At 38.5% G+C, this 14,603-nt stretch carries 15 protein-coding genes; 8 read left to right on the top strand and 7 right to left on the bottom strand.

Annotation, left to right across the window (positions count from 1 at the left end):
* Positions 1 to 49: 49 nt before the first annotated feature.
* The 5 genes from ASE01S_RS07590 to ASE01S_RS07575 all read left to right on the top strand — a co-directional run bounded on the left by ASE01S_RS07590 (position 50) and on the right by ASE01S_RS07575 (position 6,548).
* Positions 50 to 1,960 carry a beta-glucoside-specific PTS transporter subunit IIABC gene (locus ASE01S_RS07590; protein ID WP_067840617.1) on the top strand — a complete coding sequence of 637 codons (1,911 nt, stop codon included), beginning with the start codon at positions 50 to 52 and terminating at the stop codon, positions 1,958 to 1,960.
* Positions 1,961 to 2,049: 89 nt separating this feature from the next.
* Positions 2,050 to 2,205, top strand: a complete 156-nt coding sequence (locus ASE01S_RS15760) for a hypothetical protein (protein ID WP_157065168.1) — start codon at positions 2,050 to 2,052, stop codon at positions 2,203 to 2,205.
* A gap of 197 nt (positions 2,206 to 2,402) precedes the next feature.
* Positions 2,403 to 3,866 carry a sulfatase family protein gene (locus ASE01S_RS07585; protein WP_245630338.1) on the top strand — a complete coding sequence of 488 codons (1,464 nt, stop codon included), beginning with the start codon at positions 2,403 to 2,405 and terminating at the stop codon, positions 3,864 to 3,866.
* Positions 3,867 to 4,158: 292 nt separating this feature from the next.
* Positions 4,159 to 4,920, top strand: coding sequence for a type I 3-dehydroquinate dehydratase (gene aroD / locus ASE01S_RS07580; RefSeq protein WP_083512050.1), 762 nt, complete (start codon positions 4,159 to 4,161; stop codon positions 4,918 to 4,920).
* Between the two features lie 404 nt (positions 4,921 to 5,324).
* Positions 5,325 to 6,548: a C40 family peptidase gene (locus ASE01S_RS07575; protein ID WP_067840611.1), complete on the top strand. Its 1,224-nt coding sequence runs from the start codon at positions 5,325 to 5,327 to the stop codon at positions 6,546 to 6,548.
* A 595-nt stretch (positions 6,549 to 7,143) separates the two neighbouring features.
* Here ASE01S_RS07575 and ASE01S_RS07570 read toward each other — a convergent pair.
* From ASE01S_RS07570 to ASE01S_RS07545, 6 genes are all read right to left on the bottom strand, one after another.
* Positions 7,144 to 7,362, bottom strand: coding sequence for a spore germination protein (locus tag ASE01S_RS07570; protein ID WP_067840609.1), 219 nt, complete (start codon positions 7,360 to 7,362; stop codon positions 7,144 to 7,146).
* A 122-nt stretch (positions 7,363 to 7,484) separates the two neighbouring features.
* Entirely contained in the window at positions 7,485 to 7,841 is a 357-nt protein-coding gene (locus tag ASE01S_RS07565; protein ID WP_067840607.1) for a spore germination protein GerPE, read from the bottom strand.
* Positions 7,838 to 8,008 carry a spore germination protein GerPD gene (locus ASE01S_RS07560; protein ID WP_067840604.1) on the bottom strand — a complete coding sequence of 57 codons (171 nt, stop codon included), beginning with the start codon at positions 8,006 to 8,008 and terminating at the stop codon, positions 7,838 to 7,840. Before ASE01S_RS07560 ends, ASE01S_RS07565 begins: the two co-directional genes overlap by 4 nt.
* Positions 7,995 to 8,489 carry a spore germination protein GerPC gene (gerPC, locus tag ASE01S_RS07555; RefSeq protein ID WP_067840601.1) on the bottom strand — a complete coding sequence of 165 codons (495 nt, stop codon included), beginning with the start codon at positions 8,487 to 8,489 and terminating at the stop codon, positions 7,995 to 7,997. The genes ASE01S_RS07560 and gerPC overlap by 14 nt, the downstream gene beginning before the upstream one ends.
* Before the next feature lie 23 nt (positions 8,490 to 8,512).
* Positions 8,513 to 8,707, bottom strand: coding sequence for a spore germination protein GerPB (locus tag ASE01S_RS07550; protein ID WP_067840599.1), 195 nt, complete (start codon positions 8,705 to 8,707; stop codon positions 8,513 to 8,515).
* Positions 8,708 to 8,717: 10 nt separating this feature from the next.
* The gene (locus ASE01S_RS07545; protein ID WP_067840595.1) at positions 8,718 to 8,936 is read right to left on the bottom strand and encodes a spore germination protein; all 219 of its coding nucleotides are present in this window, start codon (positions 8,934 to 8,936) and stop codon (positions 8,718 to 8,720) included.
* Between the two features lie 116 nt (positions 8,937 to 9,052).
* Between ASE01S_RS07545 and ASE01S_RS07540 the strand changes: the two genes are divergently transcribed.
* Together ASE01S_RS07540 and asnB are read left to right on the top strand one after the other, a co-directional pair.
* Positions 9,053 to 9,433 carry a DUF1516 family protein gene (locus tag ASE01S_RS07540; protein ID WP_067840594.1) on the top strand — a complete coding sequence of 127 codons (381 nt, stop codon included), beginning with the start codon at positions 9,053 to 9,055 and terminating at the stop codon, positions 9,431 to 9,433.
* A gap of 297 nt (positions 9,434 to 9,730) precedes the next feature.
* Complete coding sequence (gene asnB / locus ASE01S_RS07535) at positions 9,731 to 11,575, top strand: asparagine synthase (glutamine-hydrolyzing) (RefSeq protein WP_067840592.1); 1,845 nt, start codon at positions 9,731 to 9,733, stop codon at positions 11,573 to 11,575.
* Between the two features lie 994 nt (positions 11,576 to 12,569).
* Here the strand turns inward: asnB and fakB are convergent.
* Positions 12,570 to 13,430 carry a DegV family protein gene (fakB, locus tag ASE01S_RS07525; protein WP_067840587.1) on the bottom strand — a complete coding sequence of 287 codons (861 nt, stop codon included), beginning with the start codon at positions 13,428 to 13,430 and terminating at the stop codon, positions 12,570 to 12,572.
* 197 nt (positions 13,431 to 13,627) lie between these two features.
* Here fakB and ASE01S_RS07520 point away from each other — a divergent pair, with 197 nt between their 5' ends.
* The gene (locus tag ASE01S_RS07520) at positions 13,628 to 14,476 is read left to right on the top strand and encodes a YitT family protein (RefSeq protein WP_067840585.1); all 849 of its coding nucleotides are present in this window, start codon (positions 13,628 to 13,630) and stop codon (positions 14,474 to 14,476) included.
* Positions 14,477 to 14,603: the final 127 nt, after the last annotated feature.

Genomic DNA, 14,603 nt, shown 5'->3' with positions numbered 1-14,603 from the left:
GTCTTGCCTTTTTTATTATATGAAAACAAACAGAAAGGATGAGAAAGTCATGGCTTATAAAGAATTAGTCCAAGTTATACTAGATGGTGTAGGAGGTAGAGAAAATATAAATGGCGTAACCCATTGTGTCACGCGCTTACGATTCGATCTTAAAGACGAAAACAAAGCAAAAACAGATAAATTGAAGAATACATCTGGCGTCGTAACGGTCGTCCAAAGTGGGGGGCAGTACCAAGTTGTTATCGGAAACCATGTCCCTGAAGTGCACAAAGAATTTATTGAGGAAGCTGGAATGTCTGAAGGAAATACCGACTCATCAGATTCTGGAAAGAAAAAAGGCGTCTTTGATGCATTCATAGATCTTATTTCAGGGATTTTCACACTTATACTAAGTTTACTGGCAGCTACAGGGATGATTAAGGGGTTAAATGTTATCTTTGTTTCGACGGGCTGGTTATCAGAGACATCAGGAACGTATGCGATATTACAAGCTGCTGGGGATGCGTTCTTTTACTTCTTCCCTATATTTTTAGGGTATACGTCGGCTAAGAAATTTGGCTTGAAACCATTTGTGGGTATGGCAATTGGAGCTGCCTTGGTTTATCCTTCCATGTCTTCTTTAACGGTAGGGTTAGACCCACTTTATACGCTTTTCTCAGGTACGCTATTTGAGTCACCAGTGTACGTGACTTTTCTAGGTATCCCAGTTATCTTAATGAATTATGGTTCTAGTGTTGTCCCTATTGTCTTAGCAAACTTCTTTGGTTCTAAACTAGAAAAGTTCATCACTAAAATAATTCCAAGTTTATTGAGAAGTTTCTTAGTCCCTTTTTTAACAGTTCTTCTAATGGTGCCACTCACATACTTGCTAATTGGTCCGATCGCAACATGGGCAGGAAATATATTAGGCTCTGGAGCACTCGCTGCATATAACTTTAGTCCTGTCTTAGCAGGGTTAATAGTTGGAGGGTTTTGGCAAGTACTCGTTATGTTTGGTCTGCATTGGGGCGTGATTCCAATTGCAATAAACAATATTGCCGTTTTTGGATATGATCCGCTTTTAATTTTAGGTATGTCTACGCCTTTTGCAACAGCTGGTGCTGTTTTGGCTGTGCTTATAAAATCAAAAAATACACAATTACGTGCGATTGGTATCCCAGCATTTATCTCAAGCTTCTTCGGTGTTTCAGAGCCATCTTTATATGGTGTGACACTTCCGAGGAAGAAACCGTTTATTGCAACATTAATCGCAGCAGCAACTGGTGGAGTTATTGTTGGTTTAAGTGGATCCCAAAAGTTTATGATGGGTGGAATGGGTATATTCGGCATACCTACCGTCATTAATCCAGATACAGGATGGGATATCGGGTTTTATGGATTTATAATTGCAATAATCGTAGCTTTTGTTCTAGCATTTATCCTAACGATTACTTTCTTTTATGATCCTAAAGAAGACCGTGAACAAGAAAAACAAGCAAAGAAGAAAGTTGATGAATCAACAGAAGAATCCCCCGAATTGCTCGAAACGAAAGAGATTGTTTCGCCTATTTCCGGTAAGATTATACCTGTATCAGAAATTACAGATGAAGCTTTTTCTTCAGAGTTACTTGGAAAAGGGATTGGTGTCATTCCTGAATCTGGGGAAGTGATTGCGCCTTTTGATGGGGTTGTTGTCACATTGTTCCCATCACGTCACGCCATTGGTCTTAAATCCACTGATGGGGTAGAATTACTTATTCACATCGGAATGGACACAGTAAAATTGGAAGGCGAATATTTTCATTCATTAGTAGAGCAAGGTGATCATTTCAAACAAGGGGACAAGTTGTTAACCTTTGAGCCTGAAAAAATCAAACAAGCAGGGTATAGTATTGAAACACCTATTATTGTGACGAATCATCAGAATTATTTAGATGTTGTCATGGATGAAAGTATAAAAGGAATTAAAATAATTAATTAACTTTATTCAGTAATAGTATCCCACTACTCAGAGGAAAATAGCTCGATAAAATCTGTATCCAAAGACGCCAAGGTACATGAGATTTTTTATTGAAGCCACCGCTTATTGATGGCTTTCAAGACCATATTGGTTTAGGTGGAGTGAATGGGCTAGCCTTTTTTGAATGGTTGACCGGATCGCTTAGGCCTTTAACAGATAATTACCATTTTACAGTTAATTATAAATTTCTTCATAATGTTATGTAGTAAGATGAAGGGTATATAAGTGAAACTTCGTTCAGGAGGGATTTCGACGCAAAGGATGTGCTCGTGCAGAGTTGCGACATGACGTCGCGAACTTAGTCAGCTTCCTCTCTCCCCCACTGAACGTTAGTTGAACCAATCGGGCCAGTTACACTGCGATAAAAAGCGTTAAAAATTAAGGAGGGATAAACTTGCGTGCTGTGATGCTAATGTTTGACACACTGTCAAGAGGTTTTTTATCAAATTTCGGTAATGAGTGGATTAAAACACCGAATTTTGAAAGGTTAAGACAAAAAACAATTACTTTTGAGAATTTTTATGGGGGAAGTATGCCTTGTATGCCTGCCAGACGGGAGCTTCATACCGGGCGATACAATTTCATGCATAGAATGTGGGGACAACTTGAACCGTTTGATCATTCGATTTTCGATGTATTGCAAAAAAATGGTGTTTATTGTCATCTTGTCACTGATCATTCTCATTACTTTGAAGATGGTGGTGCGACGTATCACAATCGCTACTCAACCTGGGAAGGCTTCAGAGGACAAGAAGGCGATCGTTGGAAACTCGGCAAATCTTCTGGTGAAACAAATCCCTTAAATAAAAAAGGGGTATCGTTCGATCAACATTTAGCTAACCGAACAAAGCAAGTAGAAGAGAAAGATATGTCTAGTGTCATCACCATTCAAGCAGGTTTAGACTTTTTAGAAGCATACAAGGATGAAGATAACTGGTTTTTACAAATTGAGTGCTTCGATCCTCATGAACCTTTCTATGTTCCCGAAATATATCGTGAACTGTATAATGAGAATCTAAATGAGAATCCTTATTTTTGGCCTAAATATGGTAAAGTCACAGATGATATTTCGGAAGAAGATTTGAATGAACTGCAACAAGAATATGCGGCTCTAATTTCAATGTGTGATGCCCATCTAGGTAGAGTTTTAGATTTCTTAGAAGAAAATAATATGTGGGATGATACTTTAATTATTGTGAATACTGATCATGGTTTCTTATTAGGTGAACATGACTGGTTAGGAAAAAATCTACCCCCTATGTATGAGGAAGTTATCCATCTACCTTTCTTTATGAATATTCCAAATAAGTCTTTGGAAGGTAATAAGTGTGATGTATTGAGCCAGACGATCGATATACCGGCTACATTATTGGATTACTTTGGTATTGAGAATAACCTTGATATGGATGGCAAATCTCTACTTCCTGTTCTAGATGGAAAAGAAACTGAATTACATGATTGCATCATTTTTGGAACTTACGGTGGACATGTAAGCATTTATGATGGTCGTTATGTTTACATGAGAGCTTCAGTACATCCAGATAACGGTCCAAACGTCATTCAAACATTAAATTATAATTTAATGCGTGGTTTTTTAAACAAGCAACAATTAGATAATATGATATTGAAGCCAGGGAATCGTTTTACAAATCAATTTCCTTATACAGAAATAGAGGTTTCAACCTTTATTGATTCTTATTCGATCGGGCATTTATTATTTGATTTGAAAAATGATCCGAATCAAGAGCATGTATTAGAAGATGATCAAATTGAAAATGAAATGATTCAGAAACTAATAAAGGTTATGAATAAAATTGAGGTACCAGAAGCCGAATATGAGTGGTTAGGTCTAAAAAAGTACCTGTAGAAAAAGGAAAGGAGACCGGTAATGAACTAGCGGTAAAGTGAATCGATGAGCACTAGCTTTGCCTAATTTATCTCCGTATTTATTCGCACACTATGATTAATCGGCCAAATTAATTAAATTTGATCGTGCCAAACTATCAAATGGAGTTATGTGCCTTTTTCCATTCTTTAGGTTTAAGTACAGAAAGGATAAACCTTCTTATTGATTAGTAACTTTTGATCAAGCTCGTATAGCCAACTTGAATTTGAACATGGTATAATGTGGACTATCATTTTATGTAAGGGTGTTGATGATGTTATCGATAAGAGGGGTCGAAATAGGGCGTGGTCGTCCCAAGGTTTGCTTACCAATTGTTGGTCAAACATTAACCGAAATTAAAAAGCAAACAGAACAAGTTAAACATCAGGATGCAGAGCTTGCTGAGTGGAGAGTTGATTTTTTCCTTGGTCAGGATATTGAAACGACATTAAGCGAGATACGCACTATTCTAGGTTCAATGCCGTTAATTGTTACATTTAGAAGTAAGGAGGAGGGCGGTGCTCAAGCAATCACAGATCAAGCCTACCTTCAGCTCTATCAAATAGTTATTAAATCAGGTTTAGCGGATATAATTGACGTAGAATTAAAACGGTCTGAAGTTGTCCGAGATCAGATCATTAGCATGGCTCAACAGCATGATGTTGCAACAATCGTTTCTAATCATGACTTTACTAAAACGCCTGCTAAAGAAGAGTTAATTAATCGTCTAAAAGAAGCAGAATTAATAGGGGCGTCGATAAGTAAACTGGCGGTTATGCCCCAACAGGTTAGTGACGTGCTAAGTTTATTGGAAGTTACACATGAAATTAGCCAGAAAAGTCAAATTCCAATCGTAACTATGGCAATGGGAGGCCTAGGCTTATTATCGCGACTGAGTGGAGAGGTTTTTGGATCGAGCATAACCTTTGCTAGTGCCGGGCAGGCTTCAGCCCCAGGTCAAATTAACTGTGATGCCATTGGACCAGTTTTAGACCTTATTCATCAGAACTTAGAAGAATTAGACAAATCAGTCTAGAAAAATGGATAAATCATCCTAAATATCAACTACTTGTATCGAGATTTGTTAAAATGCTGGCCTGCTAATTGTTAAGAGCCGAATAACTGATGTTTCTTCTGGTTATTCGGTTTTTCCATTAATCCCCTTATTTTTCCACACTATTTCCTTTCTGGAATATATCAGCCAAAAATGTAATAAAATCAACTTACTAGAATGACCACTCATTTATCGAATTGTTATGAAAAAGAAGGTTTATTTTCAAAATTGAAATATAACTGTAACATTTCTATCATCTCACTGACATTTAGAGATGTTATACTAGCCGTGCTGGTATAAATCTAGCACTTAAGACGTATAAAGCATAGATTTACATACATAAGTAAGTAACCAACCTATACATAGGAAAGTGAGAGTGGGAATACGTGAATAGTAAAAAAGTTGTAGTGAGCCTAACCTTAGCGATCGGAATTGTTAGTTTTGTCTCACCAGTTAATCAACCTGTTTTTGCTGAAACAGAAAGTCAAATTGAAGCGGCGCGTTCAGCATTACAATCAGAGCTAGCAGAAAAGCGTGAAGAGCTGGAAAACATTCAAACTGACCTGGTTACTTTACGGGAAGAAATTGACCGTGTGAATGAAGCCATTGAGGCTAATGAAGAGAAAATTGCTGAAACAGAAGAGCTTGTTGAAGAGAAGCAAGCTGAAATTGAAGCATTGGAAGAAGAAATTGTATTACTAGAAGAAGATATCCAACGACGTTATGAAATTCTTAAGGATCGTGCCTCTGCGTTGCAAAAGAGTGGTGGGGTGCTTAGCTACTTAGATGTGTTATTAGGCGCACAAAATTTTACTGATTTTATTGACCGCGTTTCTGTGGTGACACGTATTACCCAAGCTGATCAAGGTCTTATCGAACAATTAGAGATAGATCAGGCTATTGTTGAAGAACAAAAAACGCTGGTAGAAGAAAAATTAACAGAGCTTGAAGAAACTAAAATAGAATTAGAGATGATGCAACAGCAGATTCTTGAACAAAAAGAAGAGCATGAAGCAAAACAAGAGAGATTAAAAGAACAAGAAGAAGAAAGTCAAGCAATCATTAAAGATTTAGAAATTGAAGATAGTGAGCTTGAACGTATGTTGGAAAATGCACGTGCAGAAGCTGCCCGCCAGCGCGAAGAAGCTACTGCTCAAGTGAGTGGGGGTCAAGTCTCTCAATTTAGCTCATCATCTGATGCACCTACAGTTAGTGCGGGAAGTGGCAGCATGAGTGACATTATTTCTGCAGGCTATAAATATATCGGAAATTCAGCATACAAATTTGGTGGTGGACGTAATCAAGACGATATCTCTCGTGGGTTATTTGATTGTTCAGGTTTTGTAGCTTGGGCATTCAGACAAGGTGGAGTAAGCCTTCCTGCAAGTACTTCGTCAATGTCTTCAGTCGGTACAAAAGTTTCGACAAGTGAAATGAAGCCGGGTGACTTGGTTTTCTTTGATACCTATAAAGTAAATGGTCATGTAGGCATATACCTTGGAAATAACCAATTTATTGGCTCGCAATCATCAACAGGTGTAGCGATTGAAAGTATGGCAAGTGGTTATTGGGCAAATACATTTAAAGGCCATGTACGCCGTGTGAACTAAAAGATAAACAACCTCTACTCTGAAGGAGTAGGGGTTTTTAGTTTTCCTAGCTAAGATTAATTTGTAGCAAAAGAAAAATAAATATCTATCATCATCTTGTTTAGCTTCATTCCAAGAAGTCTCTAATTGTAACGTTCTATTCAGTAATTGAATCTAAGCAAGCATAATCTTCATTTAACATGGCTTTAATCATCTCTAATGATAAATTTATCGCAGTGTAACTGGCTGGGGCTGCGATTAATCGCCCCATCGAAGGGCTTTTGTAAGCCTCCCCCTTCAAAAAATAAGGGAACACGTTATGTCTAAGTAGGAGAACCAACAGCCAGTAACGGCCCGATTGGTTTAACTATCGTTCAGTAAGGGAGAGAGGAAGCTAACTAAGTTCGTGACGTCGTGTCGGAACGTCTGCACGAGCACATCCTATGCGCCGACCCCCCCACTGAACGAAGTTTCATTTTATCGGATTTTAACCCAAAAAAGTTATGGGGGAATACCCATAACCTTTTTAGGAATTTTATTACTTCGCTGAAAGTGTCGCTATAAACGAATTACAGCAAGCTGCAGTTGCATCAGTAGCTTGCTGCAAATAGAACGATTAAGCATTACCTGCAAGCACCTGATCTTGGAAATCTGGATCATATGTTGTCGTGGCACTTAGTCCACTGTTTGTATTAACAAAATTTCCTGTATTAAATGTACCAGATCCGGCGGCTGTTTTTGAGGCACTTTTAGGTGCGAGGTAAAAGCTATCACCAAAATTAATCACCCCGCCACCAACTTCAACAATTTGGATTGGTCCAACAATTGCGGGCATATGACCCCATCCTTTTTTATTTTTTCTCATAACATCATGATATTTGTTAGATAAATTTTGGTAAGTAATTGACTTATGTTAATAGCATATTTGATGTACAAAAAGCAATGCTCACTGTATCATTAGATTATGCGAATATGCTTGATCCGTGCCTCTGCATGAATGTTATCACAACAACCTATTTGAACTTGTGAGCTTGTAGTTAAACCTATTAGTGAAACCCGATTCACTTTAATGGCTTTATTATGATTTATGGTTCGTATCGTTTGATGATGATGAGCAGGAAACGTAGGATTTTTTCGTGTAAATATTTCGTGATTCTCATATTGCTCATCTTCCTTTCCAGTCACACCCGCAAATTTTTGCACAGCTATTTGTCTTGTAAAAGGCTGAGTTATTTGACAATCACCAACTTGAATGACGGCTGAGGATGATATGGAGATAACATCTAAATCCTTTACTACAGCGGTACGTTTCATTGATCTAACTCCACTTTAGGAACTGGAACGACGTAGGATTCGGGTGGTGTATCAAAGTAACCATACAGCTGGATATGTTTACTATCACCGATTAATAACATTGAAGAAGAGGACATTGTTTGTATATCAATTTCACCAACTTGTAATTGCCAATTATGAACTTCCATTTATATCATCCACCTTGTTTTCAAAATGCCGTTCAAGACTATTTCGCATATCTTTAAGTAAATTTGATTGGATCGCTTGTTCAGAAAGCTGTTTTTGATAATAATAGTTTGCGCGCTCTGGGAGCTGACGTTGAAGATCATGAAGAATCATTTCTTTTTCTTGCTCTGTCAAACGAAGCTGATATTGATTAGCTAACTGATCAACCTCTTTTGGTAATAATTGATTAATATCTGTGAGTAAATGATGATAGGGAGGGTAAGACTTAGCCATTTGCTCAATATCATCTGGGCTAATCCCAATTTGTAAGGTTCCTTCTAACCGTTCAATTTTTAATTGATCAAAATGATATTCAATTTTGTCTATATGTGTACGGGGGTGTGACGAAAGTTGCTCCTCTAGCAAGGATAGCTTCTGTTCTAGTTCTTTAATTTTGATGGCTTGCTGATTAATGTAATACCAATAATTCTGGTTCATGTTCATATACAAAGCTCCTTTGATCATCATTAAATGCTTGGTGGTGCTAAAGGTACAATTGGCGCATCATATTCAGCCTGAGGTAAAGCTGCTTGAAATTGACCTGTATTATATAAATCAGCAAATTGCTGCCAGGAGCCAGTAGTGCCAATTTGAACCACGGAAGCATTAGACACCGTACCTATTTTAAGCTGTTGAATCATTATCGTTTGCTGAATTAACATGATCACTACCTCAAATGCCCGTAACATTTTGGTCAAATTGATCTTGGTCTGTGATGTTTGTAATGGCTTTATCTAATCTAACAGTTACTCCTTCACCGGTATTAAACGATCCACCACCTGCATATGTTTTTGCCTGAGAGTAAGGGTTTATAGAGTACACGTCGCCAACATGTAGAACACTTGAAGTACCAATGGTTTTTACACTAATAGCGCCGACAATTGCAGGCATACGAATTCCCCCTCTTGTATTAATCTATGCATGAGGTGAACCGCTGTGTCTTTTTTTTGAAGAAAGGTTTAACAATGATAAAAAGTGGTTATAGAAGGAGAAAGGGAGGGAGATATATGTTGTACATCCATATGCACGTAGGGAGCTGGGTATTAGCTCTGTGCTTATTTGGACTAAGTTGGTTGTATTATGTAACTGGTAAATTAACCATTGCTCGTGTGTTTCACTTTATTGCCCGGATCAACTACTTACTCATCATTTTTACTGGCTTCATGCTTTTTTATCGTTACACACAGGCAGAAATTTGGTCTAATTATGCTCCAGAGGTCATTGTCAAAAGTATCGCTGGGCTTTGGGTTGTGGTCATGTTAGAGTGGACGCTATATCGCTTAACAAAGGCGAAGCCTGTGCGTGGATTTTTGGTTCAGCTTGTGGTTATGTTGGTGATTGTCTTAGGCTTAGGCTTTGGGCGATTGCCATGGGGCTTTTTGCCATAAGGGAAAAACAAGCCAGACAAATGTCCGTTCATCCTTCTAGATGATATTTATCGTTAAAGAATTGTCGACATCGCAAACATGGCCATGTCGGCTTTTTTTGTTTCGAAACTCAAGGACATTGCTCTTGATTGGTATGCCGTAACAGATCCCCAACGGTTGTGTCAGATCTATATTCATAAAGACAAGGAACGGATACTGGTTTTGGTTACATGAGTCTCCGTTTTAAATAATCGACACCTCTAACTCATCTGGGCATATACATATCCAAGAGAATGTAAGTGTGAGGGGGATGTTTACATGTGTGGAATAGTCGGTTGTGTGAATTTTATTGACGGTATCATTGACCAATTTGCTCAAGTTGAGTACATGACTGGGCAATTACAACACCGAGGTCCGGATCAAACGGCAACATGGTTCAATCAACACGTGGCTTTCGGACATCAGCGCTTGATTGTAGTAGATCCTGCTGGTGGTTGTCAACCGATGACGTATGAATTAAATGGAAAACAGTATACGCTTGTTTATAATGGGGAGTTATACAATACGGACTTCATTCGTGACGAGCTGATTAAAGTAGGTTGGAGTTTTGCGTCACATTCAGATACGGAGGTGCTTTTGAAAAGTTATATTGAGTGGCGAGAACAGGCGCTTGAGCGCTTAAATGGCATCTTTGCTTTTGCAGTCTGGGACCCAGAACAAAATGGCGTTTTTATTGCGCGAGACCGATTAGGGGTTAAGCCCTTATTCTATACTTTTAATAATGGGACACTTTTATTTGCTTCTGAAATAAAGGCTCTTTTGGCACACCAAGATATAAAGCCGGTTGTTGATCGCGCTGGTCTCCAAGAATTATTGGCATTAGGGCCAGCCCGAACATCAGGACATGGCGTTTTTAAAGGTATAAAAGAACTAAAGGCAGGACATTATGGCTTTTATTCCAAAGCAGGCTTTGAAGAGAGAAAATATTGGGAGCTAACAAGTGAGCCACATCGTGAGTCCCTTGAGGAGACTGCTCAACATGTAAGAAGCTTATTAGTAGATGCAGTCGAACGGCAGCTTGTTTCCGATGTACCAATTGGCACGTTTTTATCTGGAGGAATTGATTCAAGTGCCATAACAACAATTGCGGCTCAGTATTTAAAAGAACATAAAAACCAATCATTACACACCTTTTCAATAGATTTTACTGACAACGATCAGTACTTTGAAGGTAATGACTTTCAACCAACTCGAGATCAAGATTATTTAACACTTGTTGTAGACCAAAGCCAGACGGACCATCAAAGCTTTATCCTTGATCAGCCAACATTGGTAAGGACGTTAAAAGAAGCTGTGATTGCACGGGATCTTCCAGGGATGGCTGATGTCGATGGGTCATTACTTTGGCTATGTCAGCAAACAAAACAATACGTAACGGTAGCCTTATCAGGAGAGTGTGCTGATGAGATTTTTGGAGGTTATCCATGGTTTTATCGAGAGGAGGATCTGAACCGCTCTGGCTTTCCATGGATTAGATCTAAGCGCTTGAGAAATCGTTTGCTTCGATCAGAGTGGGCGCAATACCTAGACTTAGATCAATATCGAACGGAGCGCTACCAAGCTATTATTGATCAAACTCCTCGATCTGATAGTGATTCGCCATTAGAAGCGCGCAGGCGAGAATTATTTTACCTAAACAAAGAAAGCTTCATGCAGACGTTACTTGAACGCAAAGATAGAATGAGTATGGCGGTAGGATTCGAAGCGCGTGTACCATTTAGTGATCATCATTTAGTCGAATATGTTTGGAATATTCCTTGGTCAATCAAAAACACTGGTGGACAAGAAAAGGGAATATTACGTGAAGCACTTAAAGGAATATTACCTGAGCCAATTAGGACGAGAAAGAAAAGTCCCTATCCCAAAACTTATCATCCCTACTTTACTGAGGCAATGGTTAACTGGATTAAAGCTATTTTACAAGATCCCGAAGCACGGCTGTTTGAAATTTTTGACCGTGATGCCGTTGAACAACTCGTTGAAAATAAGGGCAATACGATCGATGAACCATGGTTTGGTCAGCTCATGCAAGGTCCACAGTTACTAGCCTATCTTGGGCAATTTGATTACTGGTTAAGGTATTACGATGTGGTCATTGAGTAAGGCGGATTATTTGTTCAAAATGATTGGTTTGATCAAGCCATTACTACAAGTTAAGTGGCGGTGTATCCGGATGATTGCCTAGTTTTGCTCATTTCTGTATCTAAGGACAATCGCTCCGTTTTGTTAACTAGGAAGGGCGTTAACTTTTTAAAGGATATCAAAATTTTAACTTGATTCAGCAGAAGGCTCCCACTTCTATAAGTGGTGAGATGAACGCCTATTTGTCTTCCATTCAGTTCGGCTTCAAACCCTGGTGGCATAAAGTTAAAGCCTCCGGCGTGATGCCACAATTTTCAGCGGAAATGATCGATCGCAGCTCGATCAACACTGGACGCAAATACGCCAAGGTGCATTTGAGTATAACAGATAAAATAAGAGTAGAGTTAATTACAGGCCAATGACTGAACGTGATGATTAAGCTCTACTCTTCAATTAAGTGAGGTCAGATGATCCTTTTTCTTTTCTAAAACCATTTATCGAAGTGTAACCGACTAGGGCTGCGATTACTCGCCCCATCGAAGGGCTTTTGTAAGACTCCCACTACACGAAATAAGGGAACACGCCATGTCTAAGTGGGAGATCCAACAGCCAGTAACAGCCCGATTGGTTCAACTACGTTCAGTCGGGAAGAGAGGAAGCTGACTAAGTTCGGCGAATTCGTGTCGCAACGTCTGCACGAGCACATCCTATGCGTTGACCCCCCCACTAAACAGGTTTCACTTTATTATAATGGGCCTATGACCTATTATTTTTGCTCATTTTAGTTTTGAGATTAGCTGAAGCTTTTTGCCGATACCTCTGGAATGTAATGTTCTAATATAACTACAATGTAGGGTCACTTCTTTATATCAGCAGGAATTGGCGCTAAGAACAGAAAAAATGGAGCGAGATGCCGCTCCCAAATGATCTTAATGGTGAGCATAAAAAAGGCAATCATTTTTTGTCGTCAAACGATTAAAAAAATGTTGCCATGTTAGGATGTTACGATATTTTGTTATTGGTATTTAGCATTAGAAAAGAATAGAGCGATGGTTCCAGGACCTGAATGTGCTCCAATACTAGAACCAACCATTCGAATTTGAATATCCTTGACATCAAATCGTTCTCTAATAGCATGAGCTAATTGCTCGGCTGTTTCGATGGCATCGCCGTGACTAATTCCAATTGTTTGATTGCTGAAGTCGGTTCCTCTTTCCTCCATAATATCTAACATACGATTAAATACCTTCTTGGAGCCACGTATTTTTTCTAAAGGAATGAGTTTACCATCCTCCATGTGTAACAATGGTTTGATTTTTAATAAAGTACCCATAAAGGCAGCCGATTTACTTACTCGACCACCGCGATATAAGTATTCTAAATCGTCCACTGTAAAAATATGTTCCATATGCTCGGCTTGGAATTGACTTTCAGCTGTGATCTCCTCGAGAGATCGGCCACTTTGGGCTAGCTCTGCAGCCTTTAAAACGACAAGACCATAGCCAAAGGAAGCACATTTAGTATCAATCATTTGCAATTGCCAATTTGGATAGTGTTCCTGAACCTCTTTAGCGGCAATGGTAGCCGATTGATACGTACCAGAAAGCTCTGAAGAAAAGGCAAGATACAAGCAAGGCTGGTCATCCTGAGCATATTTTGTGAATATTTCTTTAAATGACTGCGGTGAAACTTGAGATGTTTTTGGTGCTTTACCATTCCGCATGGCATCATAAATCGTTTTAGCAGAAATTGTTTGGCCATCTAAGTAACTGTTATCATCAAGCAAAACAGTAAGGCTAACACAATCTATCTTTAATTCTTGATAATCTTTGTCTGTTAGATCACACGCTGAATCCGCGATAATTTTTACGGTCATACTTTTCCCTCCCATATCCATTATTCCTTTTTAAAATTTTTTATAAACTAGAAATATTGCTACTTCTAGTTTATAGTTAGCAATGGTATTCGTCAAAAGGTATTTTGAAATTTAGTTAGCTTGGTTTAGAATGGATGTAATGGGTCATGATGATTAGCAGTGATTGACTGTTTCAGTTAGAGATGGGAGGGATAAATGTGTTTATCTTTGAAGCAAAACGAATAATTATTGTTATCTTGGGAGCTTTAATTAATGCCCTTGCATTAAATTTTTTCTTTATTCATGCAGATGTCTATGCCAGTGGATTTACAGGGATGGCACAACTTTTATCTACAGTCTTTTCCACCTTTTTTAATATACATTTTATTAGTACAGGGATTTGGCTATTATTATTAAATATACCGGTCGGAATATTAGGCTGGTATAAGGTAGGAAAACATTTTACGATCTATAGTGCGTTATCGGTGTTAACTACGACTTTATTTCTTGAAATCATTCCTATAACCAGTTTCTCAGAAGATATTATGTTGAATGCAGTATTTGGTGGTGTACTTGGAGGCTTTGGTATTGGAATCACGTTGAAATGGGGTGCTTCAACTGGTGGATCAGACATTCTGGCAATGGTAATTTCAAGAATGAAGGATAAACCGATAGGCGGCTATTTAATGATTATTAATGGCATTATTATTTTCTTTGCTGGTTTGTTAAATAGACCAGAGAACGCTTTATACACACTGTTAGCATTATACGTATCCACCCGGGTTATAGATGGAATTCATACACGTCATGAAAAAGTGACTGCAATGATTGTGACGAAAAAGACAGATGAATTACAGCATGCTATCCACCAAAGGGTGGTAAGGGGAATCACTATCTTACCAGCTAGAGGCGCGTATACAAAAGAAGATAAATCCATGCTTGTTGTAGTGATTACGCGTTATGAGCTTTATGATTTAGAGCGCATTATTAATGAGGTAGATCCCGCAGCCTTTACAAATATTGTTCAAACAACCGGGGTGTTTGGTTTTTTTCGAAAGGATGATTAGTTTTATTTGCAAAAATATCAAAAGATGTAAAACCGCCACCAAATGGCGGGTTTTGATTTGAAATTGTCGGTTCACATTTCGTACCACTATGGTACAATAGAAATATCAAAACATTGTGCTTTGTTGC

The organism is Amphibacillus sediminis NBRC 103570 (assembly GCF_001552275.1).
Taxonomy (GTDB): domain Bacteria; phylum Bacillota; class Bacilli; order Bacillales; family Amphibacillaceae; genus Amphibacillus_B; species Amphibacillus_B sediminis.
Note: the sequence above shows the minus strand (reverse complement) of the source record. Positions and strands in the feature narration are given on the sequence as shown.

Coding starts and splice junctions, on each gene's coding strand:
- fakB (WP_067840587.1), bottom strand. CDS start 13,430: ATGACCGTAAAAATTATCGCGGATTCAGCGTGTGATCTAACAGACAAA.
- ASE01S_RS07540 (WP_067840594.1), top strand. CDS start 9,053: ATGTTGTACATCCATATGCACGTAGGGAGCTGGGTATTAGCTCTGTGC.
- gerPC (WP_067840601.1), bottom strand. CDS start 8,489: ATGAACATGAACCAGAATTATTGGTATTACATTAATCAGCAAGCCATC.
- ASE01S_RS07570 (WP_067840609.1), bottom strand. CDS start 7,362: ATGCCCGCAATTGTTGGACCAATCCAAATTGTTGAAGTTGGTGGCGGG.
- ASE01S_RS07560 (WP_067840604.1), bottom strand. CDS start 8,008: ATGGAAGTTCATAATTGGCAATTACAAGTTGGTGAAATTGATATACAA.
- ASE01S_RS07550 (WP_067840599.1), bottom strand. CDS start 8,707: ATGTTAATTCAGCAAACGATAATGATTCAACAGCTTAAAATAGGTACG.
- asnB (WP_067840592.1), top strand. CDS start 9,731: ATGTGTGGAATAGTCGGTTGTGTGAATTTTATTGACGGTATCATTGAC.
- ASE01S_RS07590 (WP_067840617.1), top strand. CDS start 50: ATGGCTTATAAAGAATTAGTCCAAGTTATACTAGATGGTGTAGGAGGT.
- aroD (WP_083512050.1), top strand. CDS start 4,159: ATGTTATCGATAAGAGGGGTCGAAATAGGGCGTGGTCGTCCCAAGGTT.
- ASE01S_RS07565 (WP_067840607.1), bottom strand. CDS start 7,841: ATGAAACGTACCGCTGTAGTAAAGGATTTAGATGTTATCTCCATATCA.
- ASE01S_RS07545 (WP_067840595.1), bottom strand. CDS start 8,936: ATGCCTGCAATTGTCGGCGCTATTAGTGTAAAAACCATTGGTACTTCA.